This window comes from Methylobacterium sp. ap11, assembly GCF_900110515.1.
Lineage (GTDB): Bacteria > Pseudomonadota > Alphaproteobacteria > Rhizobiales > Beijerinckiaceae > Methylobacterium > Methylobacterium ajmalii.
The window spans coordinates 82880-107016 of sequence record NZ_FOEB01000015.1 but is presented as its reverse complement, the minus strand read 5'-3'; the positions used below and the strand labels follow the sequence as shown (position 1 = coordinate 107016).

Here is a 24137-nt window from a genome sequence, read left to right as displayed (position 1 = left end):
CCGCTCCCCTCATGCCGTTCCCCTGGCCGCTCCCTTGGCCATCTCTCTGGCCGTCGGTCCGCCGGGGCCGTGGCACGCCGGGTCGTGTGGGATCAACCCGCCACGGTGCCGCGCTCACGCTTGCTCCGCCCCCGCAAATCCTTGCGCCGGCAAGGGCCTCTCACTACTCAAGGTGCCGCGCGTCCCGGGGGGCGCGGTCCGGAGCCCTGGATGATCCGCTTCCTCTGCCGTTGCCTCGGCCTCTTGCTTCTCGCCGCCGGCTTCGTCGGGATCGTCTATGACGGCGCCCGCTCGATCGCCAACAACGCGGTCCTGGTCACCTCGGTCAGCGATTTCGCCTCCGCGCTGATGAAGGACCGGGCCGCCAGCCTCCAGGCCATGGCGGAAGGCGGGCAGCCGGCCCTGTGGAAGCTCCTGGGCCTGCCCTTCACCCTCTCGCCGGCCGCGCCGGTCGCCCTGGTCCTCGGCTTGGCGCTGCTCTGGCTCGGCCAGCCGCCGCGGGCCGGCATCGGCACGGGTTTCCGCCCGTGACCGCGGGCCGACCCCTTCCCCCACGACCGTCCGTCCAGAGACCTTCCTGCGCGAGCTTGCCCGGCGATGCGGCCTGACACGATGGGGCGCACCGCGATCGCGGTCCTGCCCGGCCTCTCCCTCTGCGTCGCCGTCACGGCGGCGGCGAGCCTGGTCCAGGCGGCGGAGGAGCACCTCGTCCACCACCCCTACGTCGAGGCGCTGGTGATCGCGATCCTCGCCGGCATCGCGATCCGCTCGCTGTGGGAGCCGGGGCCGCGCTGGCGCATCGGCATCGCCTTCAGCGCCAAGCAGCTGCTGGAGGTCGCCGTGATGCTGCTCGGCGCCTCGATCAGCCTCAAGGCGCTCGTCGCCTCGGGGCCGGCCCTGCTCACCGGCATCGTCGCCACCGTGGTGATCGCGCTCGTCGCCAGCTACGTCATCGGCCGGCTGCTCGGCCTGCCGGCCCGGATGTCGATCCTGATCGCCTGCGGCAACGCGATCTGCGGCAACTCCGCCATCGCGGCGGTCGCCCCGGTGATCGGGGCGAGCGGCGACGACGTCGCCTCCTCGATCGCCTTCACGGCGATCCTCGGCGTGCTGGTCGTGCTCGGCCTGCCGCTCCTGATCCCGCTGCTGGGCACCAACCCGACCGAGTACGGCGTGCTCGCCGGCCTCACGGTCTACGCGGTGCCCCAGGTGCTGGCCGCCACCGTGCCGGTGAGCCTCGTCAGCACCCAGGTCGGCACGCTGGTCAAGCTCGTGCGGGTGCTGATGCTCGGACCCGTCGTGCTCGGCCTGTCCCTCGTCGCCCCGCACCTGCGCGACGAGCCCGGTGCGCCGGCCGGGGCGAGGAAGAAGCTCGGCTTCTTCAAGCTGGTGCCGTGGTTCATCCTCGGCTTCCTCGGGCTTGCCGCCGCCCGCTCGCTGGGCCTCGTGCCCGATGCTGCGCTCGCGCCGCTCACCCGGACCGCCGGCATCCTCACGGTGATCGCCATGGCGGCCCTCGGGCTCGGCGTCGACGTGCGGGTGGTGGCCCGGGTCGGCGGCCGGGTGACGCTGGCGGTCGTCGCCTCGCTCGCCGTGCTGCTCCTCGTCAGCATCACGCTGGTGCGGGGGCTCGGGATCTCCTGAGCGCCTGCTCGAGCTGAGTGAAGCTCTTGTCCCATTCTCGACCTCATCCTGAGGCGTCAGTCGATCGAAGATCGACTGACCTCGAAGGAGGGCTCCAGGAAACCCTGCGCCGACTGGAGGTCTCCTTCGAGGCCAGCCCATCTCCGATGGGCCGACACCTCAGGACGAGGTTGCCGATGGGATCAGAGGTCCTCCCGACGACCATGGCATCGGTCGAGCAGGCTCTGAGCCGGGCCGGGCATCAGTTGCGCAGCGTCGCCGCGCCCGCGCGAGGCCCCACGCCGTCGGGCACCGGCACCGAGGTCGCGCCGTAATTGGCGTTGAGGTGGAGGTTCGGGCCTTCGTAGAGGTTGATCTGCCGGGCGACGATCACCGTGTAGGCCGACTGGTCGGCCACCGGGCGGCTGCTGTCGACGATCAGCCGGCCCGCCGGCAGGTAGATCGTCCCCAGCATCGTGCGGGTGTTGTCGCTGAGGATGCGGTACTCGCGCATCGGCTTGGCGCCGCCCGGGGGCGGCGGGGGCGGGGGCGTGATGTAGGTGTCGATCGGCACCGGGATCGGATCGAAGACCGTGCGGCTCTCGGCGATCAGGAGCCCCGCCATCAGCCCGCTCGTCGGCGCCGTGAGGCTCACCGTGGTGTCCTTGTCGAACAGCATCCCGCCCTTGCTGCCGGTGAAGTAGAACGCCACTCCCTGGCCGGTCAGGTTCGCGGTCTTGTCGACGATCAGCGGCCCGTCCTTCATCACGTAGGTGCCGGGGCGCAGGGTGACGATCGCGGTCTCGGTGACGCGAAGGCCGCCGCAATAGGTGCCGGGATCGAGGGTGACGACGCCCGTCACCATGTTGATCGGGCCGGGCGGCGGCATCTTCTTGCCGGGATTGGCCGACGGGCTCAGGATCACGCAGTCGTAGCTGGGGCTCGGCAGCGGCCGGTCCTTCAGGGGGTCGTCGATCGGCGTGCAGTCGGTGATCGGCGCCGGCGTGAACAGGGCCTTCGAGCCGTCGAAGCCTCCCGCCGAGCAGATCGAGAGCGCGCGGGCGGTGGCGCTGTCCTTGCCCTGGATGCCGCTCGCGCTCCTGGAGTTCGAGTAGAGCGTGCAGCCCTCGGCGGTGACCTGCGCCCGTTTCTCGAGGTCGAGGGCGCCCTTGGCCGAATTGTCGAGCGCGAGCAGGCAGAGCCGGAACGAGCCGACGAGCTGGGCGGTCGCCCGGACCACGATCGTGGTCGAGGGCAGGCTGAGCAGCTTGCCCATGAGCGACGGCACCGTCTCCTCGACCACCGTCGAGACCGAGCGGCGCCCGTCGCCGACCTCCGCCCCGATCAGGCTCCGGCGGTCGGCCGGCGTGCGCGCCTGCGCCTCGATCGCCTGCCGGGTGATGCTCGTCACCGCCGTGTCGTCGGCGTTGGCGAGCTTGAGCATGTTGGCGCCGGCCAGCACCCCGGAATCGGCGGCGCTCTGCAGCTGCGCCTTGCGGTAGAGGAGCCGGCTGTACTCGACGGCGGCGCTCACCGCCCCGAGCAGGACCGGAAGGGCGACCGCGAAGGCGATCAGGAAGGCCCCGCTGCGGTCCCGGGCGAAGCGCGCGAGCGGGTGCGGGTCACGCGCCGGGTCCTTGCCGGGGCGCGGGGTCATCGGCGGGTCGCCGCCGCGCGGCAATGGGGTTTTCGGGTCGGGGCCATGCCTGCGGCGGTACCTGGAAGCTAACACGTTAGCTTGGGCGCGACAGATCATAACGAACGATGAAAGATACCCATCCCTGGCATCATTATGCTGGGGGCGGCAGGCCCGGCACTGCGATGACGCCCCGTGGCCTCCGGCGGATCAGGTCGCCGGTGTCGCGGGCCGGCGCTCGGCGTCCGGGCCGGTCTTGGGGGCCGGTACCGTCCGGCTCGGCACCGCCTTGGCGGCGGGCTTCGGTGCGGCCTGCGCGGCATCCGATGCCGGCTTCGCATCGGCCGGCTTGTTCGCGGAAGGTTTTGTCGTGGAAGGCTTGGTCGCGGAAGGCTTGGCCGGCACCGCCTTGCCGGACCCGACCGGGCTCGGGACCGCCTTGCCGGGAACCGGCTTGGCGATCGCACCCGTCACCGCCGGCTCCGCCGGCTTGCCGGTATCGAGGCCGTAGACGTCGTCGCGGAAATGCACCCGGCCGTCCGGGGTGGCGTAGCCGGTGAGGTAGACGAAGGTCACGGGGATCGGCTTGGCGAGCTTGATGTCGCGCCGCTCGCCCGTGGCGATGCCGGTCTCGATCTCCATCGGGCCCCAGGTCGAGCCGGGGCCGTTCGGGCCCGGCGTGCCCTCGAGCAGCCAGCCGACCAGCGCCTTCACGTCGGCAACCCGCACGCAGCCCGAGGAGTGGAAGCGCACGTCGCGGGAGAACAGCCCCTTCGAGGGCGTGTCGTGCATGTAGACCGCGTGCCGGTTCGGCATGTCGATCCGCACCTGGCCGAGCGAGTTGTCGAAGCCCGGATCCTGGCGCAGCGTGTAGTTCACCGCCCGCTCGGTCGACCAGTCGACGGCGGTCGGCTGCACCTCCTGGCCCTGCCCGTCGAGCATGCGGATGTGCATCTTGGCGAGGTAGCCTGGATCCTTGCGCATGTGCGGGATGATGTCCTTCTTGATGAGGGACACCGGCACGGTCCAGGTCGGGTTGAAGTTGATGTTGGTGATCTTTGTCTCGACCGACGGCGAGGCGCGCTCGGGCTTGCCCACCACCGCGACGTAGCGGCGCGCGACGCTGCCGTGATCGACCGCCTCGACGGCGGCCGACGGGATGTTGACCGCGACGTAGCGCTCCCCGAACGGGAAGCTCGACCCGATCAGCCGGTTGGCCGAGGCCGCGAGCTGGCGCTGGCGCACGCTCGCCGGCACGTTGAGGGCGGCCAGCGTCTGGCGGCCGAGGAGCCCGGTCTCGGGCAGGTTGTGCCGCGCCTGGTAGCGCTTGAGCGCCGCGACGAGGCCGGGATCGAGTTGGTCGCCCTCCGGGCCGCCGGGCGCGAGGTCCTCGGTCATCACGAGGTGGCGGCGCAGAAGCGGGATCGCCGGGTTGCGCTCGCCGGGCTTCACCGCGAGGTCGGCCGGCAGGGACGGCCAGCCGCCGGCCTCGACCAGGCCCTGGTAGCGCTCCGCCGCCCGCAGGGTGTCGAGGAAGGTCGCCGGGGTGAGCGTCGGGGTGGTGTCCTGCGACATCCGCGCCACGACGAGGGGCGGCAATTCGCGCGAGACCTTTTTGGGGGCCGGCTTGCCCTCCGGGATGCGCGACTCGGCCGGTCTCGGGTCCGCCGGTCTCGCGTCACCCGTCCTCGGGGCGGCGCCGGGCTTGATCGGGCCGACCGGCAGCGGCGGCGCGTCGCCGGGCGGGGGCTCGGGTGCGGTCGTCGTCTCGCGCCGCGCGGGCTCGATCGCGGCCGGCGGGACGGGCGCGGCCTGGACCTGGACGGCTTGCGCCGCGGGGGCAGGCACCGGGGCGGGCGGCACCGGAGGCGCGGGCTCGACGGCGGCCGCGAGGCCGGTGCCGAGCATCCAGGCCACGGCCGCCGCCGACGTCAGGTACGGAAACGCAACACGCAATACCATCACCGGCCTCGGGCAAGGACGCCCCCAGCTTGGTCACGCGAGGGTTACCAAAAGCCTGCCGACCCGCCTCGATGTCCTCCCCTTTAACGTCCGGCCGCCCGCAGGCGGGCTTCCGCGTCCGGCGATCCGCCTTCCGGTCACCGGCGAACCGACCTTCGTCGCGGCATGGGGCGATTGAAAGATGGGGGCAACGAAGAGAAAGGAGATGATCGAAGCCTGGGTAACGATCGAACGCGATGCCGTCCTCCGAACCTCCCAACGCGGCGGGAGGTTTGGGAATGACCCAAGGTTAGGGCGTCCGCACCTTCATGCCGGGGACATCGACGACCGTGCAGCTTGCCTTGAGTAGCGGGAACTGTTCCTCTATCTTGTCTGTCGCGAGAAATTCGTTGGGTGCCTGTGGATCGATCATGACGTAGGGACACTGCGTCATAACTGGATTCTTATCACCATCTTGGATCTGGTTTTCCATGATGGCGAAGCCGACATAGACCGTCGTCGGGATTTTTTGCAACTGCACCGCATCTAAGACGTAGACGCCAAGGCCGCGTGCCGGGCCGCGATGGTTGATTACCATGCGATCAGAGTTGTAGTAGCCAGATAGACTGTATTTCACTCCGTCATCCGCAATAAAATATCCCTGGACGCGATGATTGATTTTAAAATTTTTTAGGACAATATTTGCTCTGCGAACGAGCCGATTGCCGTTGTTGACGTCAACGTAGAACGACGTGAATTCGAGTGGCTCAGAGGTCTGGACGTCGAAATTCAGAGATGTTCCCAAGGCTTTGTAGGTAGACAGGTTGAGCGGATCGAAGTCCTTCAGCTTGTCGAACGAGACGCTCAGGGACGCGGTATTTAGGAACCCGATGATCCCAGTGACGATCGTGCCGAGGATGGCCAATGCGATGCCGATCAGAGTGTTGCGAAGTGCAGGCATTGGAAACTCGCAGTCCGGATATGTCCACTGAGAATGATCCAATTATCATTAATTATTCAGTAAAACAATATTGGCGCACCGTTTTTTGCACTGGGATAGAAGATCAATCGTGAAGTATACAAAAATATATTTCGCGCTTATTTCTAAAATTTACAAATTAAAACACAAAAAACATCAAATAAAAATCGATTATTACAAATATAAATAAAAATCACATTTGCTGCACGCAGCGACAATATATCATATAAGGGAGATTTCGAATTATCCTCGCCTGGATCGTCGCGGGATTTGCTTTCGGCTGGCTTCCGGTGGGAATGGGATAACCATCGTGCCCGCCGCCGCAACCTCCGCACAAGGCAGCGCCGTCAAGAGAGCCATGAGGCAAAGTCGCCTGCGCTGGGACGGGATTGGCGAACAGAGATGTCCGGTCGCGAGCAAGCCGAGAGGCTGTGGAGCAACATCGTCGAGCTCGGGCCGCGTCGCCTTGCGGCGCTCGGGCTGATCGGTCTCGTGGTGTTCCTGGCGGTGGGCCTGGGCGCCTACTACCTGAGCCGCCCGGCGCAGGAGACGCTCTATACCGGCCTCTCGCGCGAGGACGTGGCCCGCATCGGCGGCGTGCTCAAGGATGCCGGCATCCGCTTCGACGTCAGCGCCGACGGCGCCGCCGTGCTGGTGCCCTACGGCAATACCGCGCAGGCCCGGATGCTGCTCGCCGAGAAGGGCCTGCCGCAGAGCTCGAAGTCGGGCTACGAGCTGTTCAACGACCTCGGCTCCCTCGGCATGACCTCGTTCATGCAGGAGGTGACGCGGGTCCGGGCGCTCGAGGGCGAGATCGCCCGCACGATCCAGGGCATGAAGGGGGTGCGCGCCGCGCGCGTCCACATCGTGCTGCCCGAGCGCGGCTCGTTCCGGCGCGACCAGCAGCCGCCCTCGGCCTCCGTGGTGGTGCGCACCGAGCCCGCCGACGACCGCAGCGGCGCCCAGGCGATCCGCCAGCTCGTCGCCTCGGCGATCCCCGGCATGAAGCCCGACCGGGTCACGGTGATCGGCGCCGACGGCACCCTGCTCCTGTCGGGCGACGATGGCGCCCAGGCCCCGACCGGCAAGATGGCGAGCCTGGAGAAGGACGTCAGCCGCGAAGTCCAGGACCGCATCCGCCGGGCGCTCACCCCCTATCTCGGGCTCGGCAACTTCGAGGTCAGCGTCGCGGCCCAGCTCAACACCGACAAGACCTCGACCAGCGAGACGATCTACAACCCCGACCAGCAGGTCGCCCGCTCGGTCCGCTCGGTGCGCGAGAACGAGAACAGCCAGAACCGCAGCGCCCAGCGCCCGACCAGCGCGCAGCAGAACCTGCCCGACCAGCGCACCCGCTCGGACGGCAACGACACCGCCAGCAACGAGACCTCCAAGAAGGAGGACCTGACCAACTACGAGATCGGCCAGAAGAGCATCCAGACGGTCAGCGACGGCTACGCGGTCAAGCACCTCTCGGTGGCGGTGCTGGTCAACCGCTCGCGCCTCGCCGCGCAGGGCGCGACCCCGAACGGCCAGCCGCCCGCGGATTCCGTCGTGGCCGCCGCGATCGAGAAGCAGATCGCCGAGATCGAGCAGATCGTCGCCTCGGCGGCCGGCGCCAGCAAGGATCGCGGCGACACCGTGAAGGTGGCGGCGGTCGGCTTCATCAACGACGGCCAGGCCCTGGAGCCGGTGCCGCCGCTCAGCCTCGCCGACGTGATGATGCGGCAATCCGCGACCCTCATCAACGCGGCCACCATCCTGATCGTCGCCGGCCTGCTGATCTGGTTCGGCCTGCGCCCGGCGCTGCGCGCCATCCTGGCGGTGCCGGAGGCGGCCCAGGCGGAGATGGCCGCCCTCGAGGCGGCGGGCGCCGCCGCGGCCCTGCCGGGCGGCGAGGCCGGCGCGCTCCCGGCGCCGGGCGCACAGGGCGTCGCCGGCCAGGCGATGCCGGGCCAGCCGGCGCTGGCCGGGCCGGACGGGATGCCCGCCATGGCGAGCCTGATCGAGGACATGGCCGAGAAGGCGAAGAACTCGCCGCAGAAGCGCCTCGAGCAGATGATCGACCTCGACGAGGAGCAGGTCGCCGCCATCCTCAAGCGCTGGCTGCTGCGTGAGGAACTGGCGTGATGAACGCGGCGATCTCACGCTACCTGCCGGAATTCCCCGCGGCCCCGGCCGGCGGCCCGTCCGCCCTGCCCGAGACCTTCGCCGACCCCTTCGCCGATCCTTGGGCCGGCCTCGCCCGGGCCCCGCGCCGCGCGGCGGCCCCGTCCGGGACGGATCGGTCCGATATCCCCGTGACCGATCGCTGCGTGGCCGATCTGCGGGTCGCCGAGGCGCTGCTGCGCGAGGTCGTGCAGCCGGCGCCCCGTCCGGCGGCGCCCCCTGCGCCGCCGCCCCCGGCCGCGGAGGCCTTCGCGCCGATCCGGTTCGCGTCGCTGCGCCCCGGGGAGCCCGCCGGCGAGGATCGCCCCGCCGCGCCCAAGGCCGCCGTCGCGGGCGAGCCGCGGCGCGAGTCCCGGCGCGAGACCCCCGAGGAGCGCGCCGCGCTGCTCGCCGCCGCCGAGGAGCGCGGCCGGCAGCAGGGCCTCGCCGAGGCGCGGGAAGAAGCCGAGATCGCCCGCCGCCAGGCCGACGAGGCGGCGGAGATCCGCCTCGAGGCGGCGCGCCGGCACTGGAGCCAGGCCGAGGCCGAGGCCCTGGCCGACGGCTTCTCGGCGGCGCTCCGCGCCCTCGACGCGACCCTCTCCGACCGGATCGCCCGGCTCCTGGCCCCGGTCCTGACCGACGCGCTGCGCCGCCAGGCGGTGGCGGAGCTGAGCGGTGCGCTGTCGCGGCTCCTCGGCCAGCCGCAGGCCGCCAACGTCCGGGTGAGCGGGCCCGAGGACCTGCTGGCGGCGCTCGCCGCCCGCCTCGGGCCCCTCGCCGACACCGTGTCGTTCACGCCCTCCGAGACCGCGGAGGTGCAGGTGAGCGCCGACCAGACCGTGATCGACACCCAGCTCGGCGCCTGGACGCGCCTCATCGCGGCGGCGGTGGCGGAGATCTGACATGTCCGAGGGCCACCAGGAAATCATCATCATCAAGCGCCACGGCGACCACGAGGACGGTCACCACGGCGGCGCCTGGAAGATCGCGCTCGCCGACTTCATGACCGCCATGATGGCGCTGTTCCTGGTGATGTGGCTGATCAACTCGACCAGCAAGGAGCAGAAGCAGACCATCGCCGAGTACTTCAACCCGGTGAAGCTCGCCGAGGTCACCCACGACAAGAAGGGCCTGCGCGATCCCCACGACACCCCCTCCGAGCCCGGCGCCGAGGGCGGCAAGGCCGAGGGCAAGGGTGGCGAGGGCAAGGGCGAGGGGAAGGGCGACGGCAAGGCGAGCGAGGCCGCGCCGGGCAGCCGGGCGCGGGAATCGGCCCTGTTCCAGGACCCCTACGCGGTGCTGGCGCGCCTCGCCGCCGAGACCGACCGCGGCGACACCGCGAGCGCCGACGCGGCCGCGCTCGAATCCGGCCAGCCCGGGATCAGTGGCGGCGACGCGGCGCGCGATCCCTTCGATCCGCTCTACTGGCAGGTCGAGCCGCTGCCGCGCCACCGCACCGAGCGGCCCGGCAAGGTCGGCACGACGGTGTCGGCCCCGTCCGAGAATCGCCTCGACGCCGCCGGGCAGGTCGCGTCGTCCAAGCCCCGCGACCCGAAGGACGCGCCGACCCGCGTCGCCTCGGCCGAGGACGGCCTGCCGCTGACGCCGCGGGACCCGGCCAAGGACCCTGCGAAAGACGCGTCGAAGGACGGGGGCGCCAAGGTCGCCGCCCTGAAGGAGCCGGTGGTCAAGGAGGCTCCGAAGGACCCGGCCAAAGATCCCGCCAAGGATCAGGCGAAGGATGCCGCGAAGGCGGCCGAGACCGCCGCGGTCGCCGCGATGAAGGCCGAGATCGCCAAGGCGGTGGCGCCCGCCGGCCTCGGCGCGCCGATGCCGAACGTCGAGGTGCGCCGCTCCGGCGAGGGCATCCTGATCAGCATCACCGACGACATCGGCTTCAGCATGTTCAGCGTCGGCTCGGCCGAGCCGACCCCGAAGGTGGTCAAGGCGATCGAGAAGATCGCCAAGATCATCAACGCCCGGCCCGGCCGCATCGTGGTGCGCGGCCATACCGACGGCCGGCCGTTCCGCTCCGAGACCTACGACAACTGGCGCCTCTCGACCGCCCGGGCCCAGATGGCCTCCTACATGCTGGTGCGCGGCGGCGTCGACGAAGCCCGCATCGAGCGCATCGAGGGCTATGCCGATCGTGCGCCCCGCAACACCGCCGATCCGAAGGCGGCGGAGAACCGGCGCATCGAGATCCTGGTGCGGGGGCTGCCCGAATGAGGCGGCTGCGGGTCCTCGCGACCGCCGGCCTGCTCCTGGCCGGGCTCGTCACGGCCGGCCTCGTCCCGGCCGCGCTGCCGGCGCATGCCGGCGGCGACGGGCACGGCGCGCCGGCGGCCGACGCGCATGGCGGGGGCGGTGGCGGGCACGGGGGCGGCGGCCACGGCGAGCCGCCCAAGCCGATCGAGCCCCTGCCGGTGGCGGCCCGCGGCCTGCCGGTCGAGCTGGTGCGCACGCTGCAGCTCCTGCAGGACCGCATCGCCCGCGGCTCGACCCAGGCCCACCTCGCCCAACGCCAGCTCCTCGGCCATATCGAGCAGCGCCTGCTCGCCCTCGAACCCGAGACCTGGGCGGCGCCCGAGAACCTGCGGGCGGCGGTCGTCTTCGCGCTCAGCGGCGGCGGTCCGGCCGTGCTGCGGCGGATGATCGAGACCGGCAAGCTGCCCGAGGGCGACGCGGCCCTGGTGATCGGCTCGCTCGCCTACCTGGAGGGCCGGGAGCGCGAGGCGCGCAGCCTGCTCGGCCGCTACGATCCCCGGACCCAGCCCCCCGGGCTCGCCGGCCAGCTCGCCCTGACCCAGGCGGCGGTGACGGTGCGGGAGGCGCCCCGCCGGGCGATCGAGCTCCTCGACCTCGCGCGGCTGCTGGCCCCCGGCACCCTGGTGGAGGAGGGCGCGCTGCGCCGCGAGATCTTCATCCACGCGCAGGGCGGCGACGCCAAGCGCTTCGAGGTCCTGTCGATCCAGTACCTGCGGCGGTTCCGCCGCTCGGTCTATGCCGGCAACTTCCGCCAGCGCTTCGCCACGGCGCTGACCCGGCTCGACTTCGACAGCGACCGCTCCCGCGTCGCCCAGCTCGAACGCATGCTCGACGAGATCGAGCCGAGCGAGCGGCGTGACCTCTACCTCCTGGTCGCCCGGGCCGGGCTCGACCAGGGCCGGCGCGAGACCGCGATCTTCACGGCCGAGCGGGCGATCAGCCTCGCCGGTCCCGACGGAGAGGCCGCCGCCCGGGGCCGGCTCTACCGCGCCGCCGCCGTGATCGTCGCCGAGGGCCGCTACGACGAGGGGCTCGAGGCCCTGCGCGGCGTCGACCGGGCCGGTCTCGCCCCGGCCGACCTCGCGCTCCTCGATGCCGCGCTCTCCACCGCCCGCCAGATCCGCGGCGGCGCGCCGCCGCCGCCCGCCGCCGAACCGCCCTCCACCCGCCGCCCGATTCCCGAGGCCGCCTCGATCACCCGCGCGCAGGAGGCGCTCGCGCGGGTCGATCGGATGATCGACAGGACCGACGACCCGTGACCCCTCTCGACGCCATGCTGCAGGGTCCGCGGACGCGTCTCGACGGTGCCCGCAGCGCCGCCGAGCCGGCCCGCCCCGACGCCGCCCCCGGATTCGATTCCGTGCTCGAGTTCCTCGAAAGCCGCGAGCGGCCGGAGCCGCCCGTCCCGCCGGATGCCGGCACCCAGGCCGCCACCGACGCCGCCCCCGCGCAGGCCGAGCCGGCGCCCCGCGCGGCGGGCCTCGGCGCGCTCCTCGCCGGCCCGGCCGCCGGGAGCCCCGCCCGACCGGGCGCCCCGGACATCGCCGCCCTGATGGAGCGGGCCGCCGGCCGGGCGGGCGCGCCGAACCCGGCCACCCCGGCGCCGGTCATCCCGGTCGCCGCCGGGGCTGCGCTGCCGGCCGTTCCTGCCGCGCCGCCCATCCCCGGCGCGACGGTTCCGACCACCCCCCCGTCCGTCGGGACGCCGCCGTCCGCCGCCGCGCCCGTCCCGCAGGACGACGCGGCGCCCGTTCCCCCACCGCTCCCCGCACCGGGTGGCCTCCCGCTGCGGGCGGCGGTGCGGAACCTGCCGGCCATGGCGACCCGCGAGGCCCCGGCCCGCCCCGCCTCCGTCCGGGCCGCGCCCGCGGAGGCGTCCGCCCCGGCCGATCCCGCGACGCCGGCCCCCGACGCCGCCGAGGCGCCGGCCGCGCCGACACCCGACAGGGCCGCGTCCCCGCCGGCCGATCCCGTGCTCGCGGCTCCCGCGCCCGGCACTCCCGTGCCGATCGGTTCCCTGCCCGTCGCACCGTTCGTCGCCATCGCGTGGCCGACGCGCCTCGACACCGCGACACCCGCCCCGGCCGGCGGCCCGGCCCCCCGGGCCGCGGCCTCGGCCCTGCGTCTCGTGGCCGACGCCGTTCCGGCGCCGTCGGGCCCGCTGCCGGCTCTCGCCTCCGGCGCAGCCGCGCAGCCGGTCGCCGCGGTGATCGCGCAGGAAACCCATTTCGCCCCGGTCTCGGCCGGCCGCCCGGCCCGCCCCGCGACGGCGCAGGATGGGTCCGCTCCGGCGCCGTCCGGGGTCCGGGCTGCCGCACCGGCCCTGGCGCCGCCCGGCCTCGCCCCGGCCACTCCGGTCGCGCCTGCGGCCGGCGCGTCCGCCATGGCCGCGCCGCTCCCGGCCCCCGCTGTCGCGACCAGTTCGGCCGGGCCGGCGGGACCCGGCTCGGTGCCTGCCGTTCCGGTGCCGCCGCCCGCAGCGATCTCCGCTGCGGCCGCTCCGGCCGCGTCCCCGGCGGTCGCCGCCACGGTCCCGGCCCCGGCCGCGTCCGGCACCGTGTCGCCGCCCGTCGGCGGACCGGCCGCCTCGCCGGCATCGCTCGATCCGGCGCCCGCCTCGACGTCCGTGCCGGCTCCGCAACCCTCACCCGCCAAGGCGGCACCCGCGGCGGCGTCGCGCATCGGCGACGGCTCCGGTTCGGCGGCCACGACATCCGGCGAATCCGTCGACGGGCGGCCTGTGACGACCGCGGCCGCTCCCCGCGCGCTGGTCGCCACAGGCTCCGACGCACAGGCGGGCCCCGCGACCGCCCGACCACGCGATCCCGCGCAGCCGCCTGCGTCGGCGCCTGTCGTGACCGACGGCGCATCGTCGCCTGCCGCCGCCGAACCGCCGGCCGGGCAGTCCACGAGCCCCGGGCCCGCCCCAGTTCAGGACCGGACCGGCACGCCCGCCGCCCCGGCGGCGCAACGCCCCGTCCTCGCCGACCCGGCCGCGACGCTCCCGCCGCGCGAGGCGGTCGCGCCCGCCCCACCTCGGACATCCCCCGACCAGGCCGCGCCAGCCGGGCCCTCGCCCGGCGTGGTACCCGGCAGTGCGGTCTCCGCCGCTCCCGCCTCCAGGCCTGCTCCGGGCAGCGCGGCTCCCATCGGCGCGGCCCCGAGCGAGGTGCGCAGCCGAGCCGTCGCCGGCGCGATGCCCGATGCCGGTTCGAACCCGAGGCCCGAGGCCGGTTCCGCGCCCCGGGCCGAGCCCGCATCCCGGGGCGAGCCCTCGCCTGTGGCCGGACCGCTGATGCGGGCCGCGGCCGCCGGCGTCCTGCCGGGTGCGGTGCCGACGAGCCCCGGCTCCCCCGTTTCCGGCTCCACCTCGACTTCCTCGGCTCCCGCGGGCACGGCTCTGGATGACGTCCTCGGCCGAGCCGCCGCCGGACCCGCCGACGGGGGCGATGCCGCCCCGGATGCAACGTCCGGGGCCGGTGCCGCGACCCGGGCCGGGCCGGCCGTCGCGGACGGCGCCTCTCACGCGACCCGATCGCTGACGGCTGAGTTGGGAGCCTCGGAAGGGAAGACGATCGAGAAGTCGACTGAGACCAAGTCGACTGAGACCAAGTCGACCGAGACCAGGACGATCGAGGCGAGACAGGCCGAGGCGAAGGTGTCGGCCGCCTCCGGCGACTGGCGCACCGAGGCGCCGGCCCAGCCGGCGGCTGCCGCGACCGCGTCCGGGACGGTTCCGCCGGCCCCCTCGGCGCTGCCGCAGACGACCCTGCGCCAGATCGCCGACGCGGTGGCGACCGGCGCCGCCGCGCTGCCGGATTCCGCCTCGGTCCGGGCCGGCGCGGTCGCGGCGGCCTGGAGCGCCGCCGCCCAGGCGGAGGGGCCGGTACGGCTCCTGACGCTGCAGCTGCGTCCCGCCGAGCTCGGACAGGTGCAGGTGCGGATGCGGCTGCAGGACGGCCGCCTCGAGATGAGCCTGCGGGCCGAGCGCGAGGAGACCGCCGAGCTCCTGCGCCGTGACGGCGGGCTCCTGACCGCGCTGGTGCGCGAGGCCGGCTACCAGCCCGACCTCGTCACCGTCCAGTCGGGGCGTGTGCCCGGCGAGGCGGCGCCGCAGCCCGGCCAGGGCGGCGGCCCGGCGGGGCAATCCTTCACCGCCGCCGGCGGCCAGCAGCAGGGCGGCGCGAGCCCGGACCAGCCGGCCCGCCGCATCCCCGACGCGCCCGAGGAAGGCGGGCGCCGGGCCATGGAGCAGAGAGATGATGCGCAGACCGGCGATCGCAGCGGCCTTTATCTTTAGCACCGTCGCGGCCGCGCACGCCGCCGCTACGGTCTCGGGCGCCGCCAAGGCGCCGCTGCCGGCGACCGGCAACGTCTGCGAGCAGCAGATGGCGGCGGCCGCCGCGCGCCACGGCGTGCCCCTCGGCATGCTGTACGCCGTCGGGCTGACCGAGAGCGGCAACCGCGGCTCGCTCCAGCCCTACGCGATGAACATCGCCGGCAAGGCGTATTTCGGCGCGAGCGCCGCCGACGTGATCCGGCGCCTGGGCGAGGCGCAGGCCAGCGGCGTGCGCCTGGTCGATCTCGGCTGCATGCAGATCAACCACCATTACCACCGGGCGAAGTTCACCTCGCTCGAGGCGATGATCGACCCGCGCCAGAACGTCGAGTACGCGACGGTGTTCCTGAAGGAGCTCAAGGCCCGGGAAGGCAGCTGGACCCTGGCGGTGGCGCGCTACCACGCCGGCCCGAACAACAACCCGGCGCAGAAGCAGTATGTCTGCCGGGTGATCGCCAACATGGTGGCCTCCGGCTTCGGCCAGTGGACCCCGGGGGCGAAGACGTTCTGCCGGTGAAGGCGGGGTCGGACGGGCCGCGCCGCGCGGGGCGGTCAGCCGACGTAGGTGTAGCCGATGTAGCGCTTGGCCTCGATCGGGTCGTGGCCGAGCGCGTGGGCCAGCTTCTTGCGCAGCTTGCTGACGTGGCCCTCGACCACGCTCTCCTCGACCCCGTCGCTGTACACGCCGTAGACGCCGTTGAAGAGCTGGGTCTTGGTCACCCGCCGGCCCCGGTTGCGCACCAGGAATTCCAGGATGTGCCGCTCGCGCCGCGGCAGCGAGACGGGGGCGCCGTCGATCTCCGGGTCGCGCCCGTCGAAGAACACCTTGAGGCGCTCCGGGCGGGGCGGGGTCGTGCCGCCCTGCGGCTCCTCCGGATCGGCCACCGCGCAGTCCGGGGCCGGCTCCGGCGCGCCGTTGACCCGGCGCCAGATCGCCTCGGCCCGGGCCAGGATCTCGCGGACGTGGACGGGCTTGGGCAGCACGTCGTCGATCCCGGCGTCGAACAGGACGAGGGTCTGTTCCAGCGAGCGCGAATCGGCCAGCGCGATGATCGGGGCGCGGGACTGGCGGCGGATCGCGCTCGCGCAGCGCGCGCGCTCGTCGAAATCGCCGAGCAGGAAACCCTGCACCGCATCGAGGTCGCTGCGGGACGCCGACTCGATCCAGCTCGTGAACTCCTCCGGCGACAACGAAAAGGACGACACGCCTTCTCGGTCGAAACCGGCTTTGAAGCCCGCATTCACGGATTTCCTGGCATCAACCAAGAAATACATCTGTCGTACCCTCATCGAGCCCGGCCGGATGGCGCAGCGGCAGGTCGTTCCGATCTGCTTCCCGACTGTTGCCCCCGGTGCGGAACCTGCGGCCGCGGCGTGCCCAGCATGTGGCGCCGGTCCGAAATCCTGCGGTGTCCGAGTTGTGCCGATCGAATTCATGTCGCGGCCGGGGCGGTCGGTCAATGATTGCTGCGCCGCAGCAAGCCCGCTTCGCAGGGCTTTTTTAAGAATCGCAGGGGGGTGTGTGCGCGCGGACGCGTTAGACGCCGGTTAGCTCGACCGGAGGTAGCGCAAACGCTGCCACAACCGGCTCGGAGGGCGAGCTTGGCGGCGCGGGGCCGTGCGACGCGCGGGCGGTGGCGGGCCGAATCACCCGCGCCGGCCCCCGGGACAGGCCGTCTAGGAAAGAAATCGGGCGCGGACGCTCCCGGTGGACAGGAGACGCCCGCGCCCGATCATCGACGGAAAGATTTTTTGCAGCGCCGCCGTGGCTCAGGCGGAGAGCCGGGCGTCCGAGAGGGCGCGCGCGAAGGCGTCGAGGCGCAGGGGCGGCGCGTCCTCGGCCAGGATGCGCTGGATCGCGACGCCGACGAAGCAGCCGTCGAGGACGAGCTTGAAGAACACCGTCACGGACTTCGCCGCGAATTCCATGTCGAGGACCACCTTCATCGAGCGGCCCCAGTCGAGGCACACGTCGGAGGCGTCGGCGTAGGTCAGGGTGGCGTCCTTGAAGAACGGCTCGGCCGAGGAGGCGACGAGGTCGGCGATGTTGCCGTGGCGCTCGCCCCGCACCCAGCCGATCAGCACGCTGCCGTCGAGCAGGCAGAACTCGGTGATGAAGTCGCGGATCGCGGTGGCGAAGACCTCCTCGGCCGCCGCGACCACGTCGCCGGGGATCGCCCGGGCCTGCGCGAGATCGTGGTCGTGAGGGATCATCGTTGTCTCGCGAACAGGAAGAACAGGATCTGCGCGACCGCGCGATAGAATTCCGCCGGAATCATCTGGTCGACCTGGACAGCATCGTACAGCGACCTTGCCAGAGGCTTGTCTTCGATCACCGGGATGCCCTTCTGCTCGGCGATCTCGCGGATGCGCAGGGCGATGAGGTCCTGGCCCTTGGCGAGCACGATCGGCGCCGGCCCCTCGGAGGGCTCGTAGCGGAGCGCGATCGCGAAGTGGGTCGGGTTGGCGATGACCACGGTGGCGCGGTCGACCTGGCCGAGCATCCGCTTGCGGGTGCGGTCCTGGGCGAGCGAGCGCAGGCGCGCCTTGACGGTCGGGTCGCCCTCGACCTGCTTGTGCTCGTCCTTGATCTCCTGGCGCGACATCTTGAGCGAGCGCTGCCAGCGCAGGCGCGCCCAGACGAGGTCGCCGGCGACGATCACGATGGTGGCGATGCTGACGGCCGAGACCAGGCGGATCGCGGTCGTCAGGATCAGCTCGGGAAGCTGGCTCGGGTCGACGAACATGGCACTCACGGCTTTGCCCTGTTCCGAGCGCAGGAGCAGGAGGACGACGAGACTGACCGAGGAGACTTTAAGGACGGCTTTCAGGAACTCGACCTGGCCGGAGCGGCCGAAGATCCGGCTCCAGCCCGAGGCCGGGGAGACGCGGTTCCATTTCGGGGCGATCCGGTCGGCGACGAGGCTGGGCACGTTCTGGGCGAGGGAGGCGACGAGCCCGAAGCCGATCAGGACGAGGAGGATCGGCGTCAGGAACCGGGCGAGCGCGAACCCGGTGGCGTGCATCAGGGTCAGGGCATCCTCGGCGCTGCCGAGGGCGAAGCCCCCCGGATGGTCGAGGAAGGAGGAGAGGTCGCGGGCCAGCGCCGCGGCCCGGTCCCGCACCACCAGGCTGAGGCAGACCAGCAGGCCGAGGATCGAGGCGAAGACCGGCGCCTCGCGGGAGAACGGGACGTTGCCCTTCTCGATCGCGTCGCGCACCTTCCGCTCGGTCGCGGCCTCGGTCTTGCTCTCCTGGTCGGTCTCCTCAGACATGGTCGAGGCCCCGGGCGTGCTCAGCGGATGAGGGCTTCATCCTCGCCTCCCGGGTTGATCTCGATCTCGCCGCGGCCCGCCATGTCCATGGCGAGGTCGGTGATGCTGCGGCGCGCCTCCATCACGTCGCGCTGGGCCGCCGGATCGCCGCCGTTGAGCTCGTGCTCGACCATGCGGCGCACGCGGGCCGAGAGCGCGCTGAGCACCACGGTACGGAACTCCGCCTCGGTGCCCTTGAGCGCCAGCACCAGCCGGTCGTTGGGGACCGCGTCGAACAGGGTGGTGCGCGCGCGGGGCGCCAGCTTGACGATGTCGTCGAAGGTGAACAGCAGGCCCTTGAGGATCTCGACCGATTTCGGCCGCGTGTCGGCGAGGCTGGTCAGCGCCTCGTCCATCTGCTGGCGGTCCATCTTGTTGATGATGTCCGCCATCTTGGCGTGGGTGTCGGCGCCCGAGTTGCGCGAGCCGTTGATCAGGAAGTCCTCGTGCAGGCCGCGCTCGATCGCCTGCATGACGTCGTCGGTCACCGGCTTGAAGCTCAGCATCCGGCGCATCACGGTGTTGCGCACCGGCAGCGGCAGGTGCCCCATCACCTTGGCGGCGAAGGCGGGCTTGACCCGCGACAGGATCAGGGCGGCGGTCTGCGGGTGCTCCTTGACGAGGTAGCTCGCCAGCACGCTCTCGGAGGCCGAGGACATCCGCTCCCAGACCGAGCGGTTGGCGTTGCCGCGCACCTCGGCCAGGATGTCGGCGAGCTGGTCGGCCGGGATCAGGCCGGTGAGCAGCTTCTCGACCTCCTGCACCGTGCCGACCAGGCTCGCCCCGCCGGCGAACTCCTCGGCGAAGTGCTCGATCACGGTGTCGACCTGGTCGGGGCTCACCGCCCCGAGCCGCGAGGCCGAGTGGGTGATCCGCTTGATCTCGTCCGGCTCGAAGTACTTCAGCAGCCGTCCCGCCGCGGGCTTGCCCATCGCCAGGAGCAGGGTCGCGACCTGGTCGACGGGCGCGAGCTGCCGGGAGGCGCCGCGCAGGGCCGGGGGGGAGGCCGCCATGTTCACGCGATCAGCCGTTCTGCGCTGCGTCGGCCGGGCCGACCACCTCGGTCAGCGAGACGCCGAAGCGGGAATTGTCCTCCTCGACGATGACGATCTCGCCGCGCGCGATCACCCGGCCGTTGACCATGATGTCGACCGGCTCGCCGACCCGGTGGTCGAGGGCGACGATCGCGCCGCGGCCGAGCTTCATCAGGTTGGCGACCGGCATGGTGGCCGAGCCGAGCACCACCTGCACCAGGACCGGGATGCGCAGGATCGAATCGAGGTTGCGCGGGTCCTCGCCCACCGGAACGCCCGGCTGTGGGGCGCCCTGGCTCGGGAAGACGGGGCTGGCGCCGGCATCGGAGAAGGGGCTCGTGCTCATCGCGGGCTCGCGTGGGATCCTGAAGTCCGTGACAGTCCTAAGTGGTCAAGCTGATCCGAGGCTTGCGGGCGGCGGCGCCACCCCGCCGGAGGCTCAACGCCCGCTTTCGGCCCGCACCGCGGCGCGGCGGCCGGCCTCGAGGGCCTCGAGCGTCGCCTTCGCCTCCTCGATCTTGGCGCTCAGGGCTTCCAGCACCTCGCGGCCCTCGCCGGTGAAGCTGCGCACCGCCTCGCCGGCGCTGGCCAGCGCGTGGCCCGAGGCCGCGACCGCCCGGCCGTACTCGGCCTGGGCGCGGTCGAGGCGCTTGAGCTTCAGGTAGAGCGGCAGCACGCAGGCGGTGGTGCCCACCAGCGCGGCGAGCAGCACCCCGTCAACCAGCGACACCATGCTCCGCCCCTTCCTTGTCCTGGTTGATGGCCTCGTCGATCCGCAGGACGTAGGCGCCTTGGGACTGCCCGGCATGGCACCAGAACAGCGGCTTGTCGTTGCCCTCGAGCTTGATGCGCGTCGCCGGAGTGGCGTCGAGGGCGATCACCTGGCCGACCTTGAGCCCGGCGATCTCGCCGAGGCTCAGGTGGCGCTCCTCCAGCACGGCCCGCAGGTGGACCGCGGTCTTCTGCACCTCGGCGGCGATCTGGCTCGTCCAGCGCGGGTCGCGGCGGGTGCTGGTCTCGCCGGTGAGCACCTTGGCGAGGCTCGGCCGCAGCGGGTTGAGCACCGTCTGCGGGATGATGATGAACATCTCGCCGCCGCGGTTGAGCGCCTGGAGCAGGAACTTGGCCTGGATCGCCTTGTTGCTGCGCCGGCCGATCACCGCGAACTCCATCCGGGTCTCGGTGCGCTCCAGGGTGAAGGCGGTCTTCGAGACGAGGCCGAAGGAGGATTCGAGCGCCCGGCCGACCTGCTCCAGGATCATCTGGGCGATGCGCAGCTCGATCGCCGAGAAGGCGCGCTCGTCGTCGACCGGCTGCTCCGAGCCGTCGGCGCCGAACAGCACCTCCACCATCGTGAAGATGAAGTCGCGGTCGAAGCCGACGAGGATGTGGCCGTCCCAGGCCGGGGCCTGGAAGATGCCCACCACCGCGTTCGAATCGTAGACGTCGAGGAACTCGCCGAAGCGCCCGCTCTCGACCCCGCTCAGGGAGTAGAGGATCGAGGAGGCGGCGAGGTGCTTGAGGCCGTCGCCGCAGGCGGTGGCCAGGCGGTCGAAGATCAGCTGCAGCATCGGCAGCCGGTCCAGGGAGAGGCCGGCGGCCTCCTGGATGCGGGCGCGGATGTCGGCGGGGTTCTTGAGGATCGTCGGGTCCATGGCTGGCGGTGTCCCGGCCCTCAGGCCGCTGCGCGGGTGGTCGGGGTCGGGCCGCGTCGCGACGGGGTCACGCCGCCTCGCGGTTCTGGGCGCCCGGCACGGTGGCGGCCTCGACCTCGTCGATGGTCGGGCGGTCGGCGGCGGCGATGCCCTTGCGGCCGTGCTCGATCGCCACCTGGGGCAGGGCGCCGTTCATGTAGGCGATCAGGCTCTGCTTCACGATGGTGTAGACCGAGCACTGCTTCTCGCGCACGCCCTTCACCTTGATGGCGAGCGGCGCCAGCACGCCGTAGGAGGCGAACACCCCGAAGAAGGTGCCGACGAGCGCCGCGCCGATCAGGCCGCCGAGGATCTGGGGCGACTGGTCGAGCGCGCCCATCGCCTTCACGATGCCGAGCACCGCCGCGACGATCCCGAGCGCCGGCAGCGCCTCCGCCACCGTGTTGATCGCGTTGTAGGGCTTCAGCGCGTACTTCTTGTGCGTGCTGATCTCCTCCTCCATCAGCCCCTCGATCTCGTGCGAGCGGGCCCCGCCGATCAGGATCAGCCGGCAATAGTCGCAGATGAACAGGACCAGGCCCTGGTCCTTGGTCACGTCCGGGTAGCTCTTGAAGATCTCGGAATTCGCCGGATCGTCGAAATGGGTCTCGACCTCGTTGCGCGGCTTGGTCTTGATCTCGCGCAGGAGGGCGTGGATCAGGCCGAGCAGGGACAGGAAGTCCTTGCGCTTCGGTCCCTTGCCGCTGAACGCCTCCATGGTCGCCTTGCCGGAATCGACCACGGTCTTCATCGGGTTGGCGATCACGAAGGTGCCGGCCGCCATGCCGCCGATGATGACGAACTCCCAGGGCTGCCAGATCACGATCAGGTGGCCGCCCATGGCCACGAAGCCGCCGAGCATGCAGCCGATGGCAATGAGCAGGCCGACGAGGATTCCCATGTCCCGCAACGCTCCGTCTTGATGCGGTACGGCTGTAGGACCGGTGGCTTGCGCGGGGCTTTTTCGCGCGACGGCCGGCCCGCCGTCCCGGGGCCGGCGGGCGGGATTCTCTCCGATTCCTCCGTGCGTTACCCGGAAGTTATCCCGGGTATCCCCAGGCTTCCCGACGCGGCGGCGCCGGCTTAATCGCTTGATAAGGCGGGAATCGCGATAGTCCCTCCTGTCGGCGGGGCCAACTAAGGCCGCCGCGGCAGGCGCAGCGGATGGGCTTTTACAAGCTCAAGACATGATGTCGAACCGCTGACCCCGGTGAGAAGCCGGATGTGTATGAGTGCGCAGACGGATCTGTGCTTCGCGACGGCGAGCACTGGACCATTCCTCTGCCCCGGTGCGAGCCCGGAGACCATCCCACATTCCCGCCCACGCGCAAGACCGGAATCATCGCCGTGACCAGCCTGCTGACCAACAACGCCGCGATGACTGCCCTGACGACCCTCAAGTCGATCAACAGTCAGCTCGATACCACCAGCAACCGCGTCTCGACCGGCCAGCGCGTCTCGGCCGCGTCCGACAACGCCGCCTACTGGTCGATCGCGACCTCGGTGCGCACCGACAACGCCTCGCTCTCGGCGGTCAAGGACTCGCTCGGCCTCGGCTCGTCGTCGGTCGACACCGCCTATAACGGCCTGAACTCGATCATCACCGACCTGCAGAACATCCGCGGCAAGCTGCAGAGCGCCCTGACCCCGGGCGTCGACCGCGCCAAGGTCCAGACCGAGATCTCGGCCATCCAGTCGAAGATGAAGGCCACCGCCGACTCCTCGAACTCGAGCGGCCAGAACTGGCTCTCGGTCGACTCGACCGCCACCAACACCAACTACCAGGCGACCCAGAAGGTCGTGGCCGGCTTCTCCCGCGCCTCCGACGGCACGATCAACTTCTCGATGGTCAACATCGACGTCAACGGGATCAAGCTCTACGACCGGACCGCCGGCTCCACGGTGACCAAGCCCGCCACCGCGGCGCTCGTCGTCGGCTCGACCTCGCTCACCGGCACCGGCGCCTTCACCCCGGGCGGCACCGCCGACTTCTCCACCGTGACCGCCGGCCAGACCAAGCAGGTCAACCTGGTCGTCGACCTCGGCGGTACTGCCGTCGCCACCATCCAGCTCGACAAGGACACGCTGAAGTCCACCGCCAAGGACCTGAGCAAGGTCACCACCGACGAGCTGCTGTCGGCGATCAACAACCAGATCGCGGCCTCCGGCACCGCCAAGCTCGGCGGCAAGGTCACCGCCGGCCTCGACACCGCCGGCCGCCTGACCTTCACCACCGTCGGCACCGGCACCGCCGCCACGATCAAGATCGGCGTCGCCAACGCGACCGACTCCACGAAGTTCGTCGCCGCCGACATCGGCTTCGGTGCGACCTCGAACGCGCCGGCCCTGACCGCGGCGAGCAACTACTCGGCGGCGTTCGACATCTCGGGTGCCAACACCCGGGCGATCACCATCAACGACGGCACGACGACCACGACCGTCACGCTCAGCTCGGCCGCTTACGACGCTGCCGGTTCGGCGGTGAGTTCGGCCAAGGCGACGCTGAGCGGCGCGGACGCGGCGACCCTGATCAACATCGCCCTCAAGGCGGCCGGCAACACCGCGAGCGCCAGCTTCGCGGGTGGCAAGCTCAGCCTGACGACCTCGGGCGCCGACACCAACTCCTCGGTGACGGTCACCGCGCCTGACGCCCTCTACGGCTTCACCGCCGGCCAGACGGCCACGGGCACCAACGCGGCGGCCGGCGCCGGCACGGCCTCCACCACCACCACCGCCAAGGGCATCCTCGACACCACTGCCGGCAACTACAACGCCTCGTTCGGCGCCGGTGCCTACTCGGTGGCGAACTTCAACATCTCGAACCTCGTCGGCTCGAACGGCGACGCCGACGTGCAGAACATCCTGAACATGGTCGACAAGGCGATCGCCAGCGTGACGGATGCGGGCACGAAGCTCGGCGCCAACAAGACGCAGATCGACGGCCAGAAGACCTTCGTCGATACGCTGATGAAGGCCAACGACCGCACCATCGGCGTGCTGGTGGACGCGGATGTGGAGGAGGAGTCGACCAAGCTGAAGGCGCTGCAGACCCAGCAGCAGCTGGCGGTTCAGGCGCTCTCGATCGCCAACTCGGCGAGCCAGAACGTCCTCTCGCTCTTCCGCTAAGCGGGGGAGGGCGGTCCCTCCGGGGACCGCCG

The 24137-nt window shown here is 71.5% G+C and carries 20 protein-coding genes; 9 read left to right on the top strand and 11 right to left on the bottom strand.

Annotated elements, in window-relative coordinates; translation table 11 throughout:
• Positions 1-210: 210 nt before the first annotated feature.
• A complete protein-coding gene (locus BMX97_RS20855) occupies positions 211-531 on the top strand; it encodes a PetM family of cytochrome b6f complex subunit 7 (protein WP_091753193.1) in 321 nt (106 codons plus the stop codon).
• Between the two features lie 66 nt (positions 532-597).
• Positions 598-1644, top strand: coding sequence for a YeiH family protein (locus BMX97_RS20850; protein ID WP_060848211.1), 1047 nt, complete (start codon positions 598-600; stop codon positions 1642-1644).
• A gap of 241 nt (positions 1645-1885) precedes the next feature.
• Here BMX97_RS20850 and BMX97_RS20845 read toward each other — a convergent pair whose 3' ends face one another.
• From BMX97_RS20845 to BMX97_RS20835, 3 genes are all read right to left on the bottom strand, one after another.
• Complete coding sequence (locus BMX97_RS20845) at positions 1886-3280, bottom strand: TadE/TadG family type IV pilus assembly protein (RefSeq protein ID WP_091753231.1); 1395 nt, start codon at positions 3278-3280, stop codon at positions 1886-1888.
• A 189-nt stretch (positions 3281-3469) separates the two neighbouring features.
• Positions 3470-5221 carry a L,D-transpeptidase family protein gene (locus BMX97_RS20840; protein ID WP_091753192.1) on the bottom strand — a complete coding sequence of 584 codons (1752 nt, stop codon included), beginning with the start codon at positions 5219-5221 and terminating at the stop codon, positions 3470-3472.
• A 289-nt stretch (positions 5222-5510) separates the two neighbouring features.
• On the bottom strand, positions 5511-6161 hold the full coding sequence (locus tag BMX97_RS20835; RefSeq protein ID WP_091753191.1) for a hypothetical protein: 651 nt from the start codon (positions 6159-6161) through the stop codon (positions 5511-5513).
• 420 nt (positions 6162-6581) lie between these two features.
• Between BMX97_RS20835 and fliF the strand changes: the two genes are divergently transcribed.
• From fliF to BMX97_RS20805, 6 genes are read left to right on the top strand one after another with little or no spacing between them, the layout of a single operon-like run.
• Positions 6582-8309 (top strand): flagellar basal-body MS-ring/collar protein FliF, encoded by a 1728-nt coding sequence (fliF, locus tag BMX97_RS20830; RefSeq protein WP_091753190.1) that lies wholly within the window; start codon positions 6582-6584, stop codon positions 8307-8309.
• A complete protein-coding gene (locus tag BMX97_RS20825) occupies positions 8309-9232 on the top strand; it encodes a hypothetical protein (RefSeq protein ID WP_091753189.1) in 924 nt (307 codons plus the stop codon). Before fliF ends, BMX97_RS20825 begins: the two co-directional genes overlap by 1 nt.
• Before the next feature lies 1 nt (position 9233).
• On the top strand, positions 9234-10559 hold the full coding sequence (locus tag BMX97_RS20820) for a MotB family protein (RefSeq protein WP_091753188.1): 1326 nt from the start codon (positions 9234-9236) through the stop codon (positions 10557-10559).
• The gene (locus tag BMX97_RS20815) at positions 10556-11857 is read left to right on the top strand and encodes a chemotaxis protein MotC (protein ID WP_091753187.1); all 1302 of its coding nucleotides are present in this window, start codon (positions 10556-10558) and stop codon (positions 11855-11857) included. The genes BMX97_RS20820 and BMX97_RS20815 overlap by 4 nt, the downstream gene beginning before the upstream one ends.
• Positions 11854-14898 (top strand): flagellar hook-length control protein FliK, encoded by a 3045-nt coding sequence (locus tag BMX97_RS20810; protein WP_091753186.1) that lies wholly within the window; start codon positions 11854-11856, stop codon positions 14896-14898. The genes BMX97_RS20815 and BMX97_RS20810 overlap by 4 nt, the downstream gene beginning before the upstream one ends.
• Positions 14861-15454 (top strand): transglycosylase SLT domain-containing protein, encoded by a 594-nt coding sequence (locus BMX97_RS20805; protein WP_060849502.1) that lies wholly within the window; start codon positions 14861-14863, stop codon positions 15452-15454. Before BMX97_RS20810 ends, BMX97_RS20805 begins: the two co-directional genes overlap by 38 nt.
• A 35-nt stretch (positions 15455-15489) precedes the next feature.
• Here the strand turns inward: BMX97_RS20805 and BMX97_RS20800 are convergent, their stop codons facing one another.
• From BMX97_RS20800 to motA, 8 genes are all read right to left on the bottom strand, one after another.
• On the bottom strand, positions 15490-16212 hold the full coding sequence (locus BMX97_RS20800; protein WP_091753185.1) for a response regulator transcription factor: 723 nt from the start codon (positions 16210-16212) through the stop codon (positions 15490-15492).
• Positions 16213-16707: 495 nt separating this feature from the next.
• The gene (locus BMX97_RS20795; protein WP_091753184.1) at positions 16708-17151 is read right to left on the bottom strand and encodes a hypothetical protein; all 444 of its coding nucleotides are present in this window, start codon (positions 17149-17151) and stop codon (positions 16708-16710) included.
• Positions 17148-18212 carry a flagellar biosynthesis protein FlhB gene (flhB, locus tag BMX97_RS20790; RefSeq protein ID WP_091753183.1) on the bottom strand — a complete coding sequence of 355 codons (1065 nt, stop codon included), beginning with the start codon at positions 18210-18212 and terminating at the stop codon, positions 17148-17150. Before flhB ends, BMX97_RS20795 begins: the two co-directional genes overlap by 4 nt.
• Positions 18213-18232: 20 nt before the next feature.
• Complete coding sequence (locus BMX97_RS20785; protein ID WP_060848197.1) at positions 18233-19264, bottom strand: flagellar motor switch protein FliG; 1032 nt, start codon at positions 19262-19264, stop codon at positions 18233-18235.
• Between the two features lie 10 nt (positions 19265-19274).
• Positions 19275-19631, bottom strand: a complete 357-nt coding sequence (gene fliN, locus BMX97_RS20780) for a flagellar motor switch protein FliN (RefSeq protein ID WP_060848196.1) — start codon at positions 19629-19631, stop codon at positions 19275-19277.
• 93 nt (positions 19632-19724) lie between these two features.
• On the bottom strand, positions 19725-20018 hold the full coding sequence (locus tag BMX97_RS20775; protein ID WP_091753182.1) for a hypothetical protein: 294 nt from the start codon (positions 20016-20018) through the stop codon (positions 19725-19727).
• Entirely contained in the window at positions 20002-20940 is a 939-nt protein-coding gene (locus tag BMX97_RS20770) for a flagellar motor switch protein FliM (protein ID WP_091753181.1), read from the bottom strand. Before BMX97_RS20770 ends, BMX97_RS20775 begins: the two co-directional genes overlap by 17 nt.
• Positions 20941-21007: 67 nt before the next feature.
• Positions 21008-21880, bottom strand: coding sequence for a flagellar motor stator protein MotA (gene motA / locus BMX97_RS20765; protein WP_091753180.1), 873 nt, complete (start codon positions 21878-21880; stop codon positions 21008-21010).
• A 446-nt stretch (positions 21881-22326) separates the two neighbouring features.
• Between motA and BMX97_RS20760 the strand changes: the two genes are divergently transcribed.
• Positions 22327-24105, top strand: coding sequence for a flagellin N-terminal helical domain-containing protein (locus tag BMX97_RS20760; RefSeq protein ID WP_091753179.1), 1779 nt, complete (start codon positions 22327-22329; stop codon positions 24103-24105).
• The last annotated feature ends 32 nt before the right edge of the window (positions 24106-24137 follow it).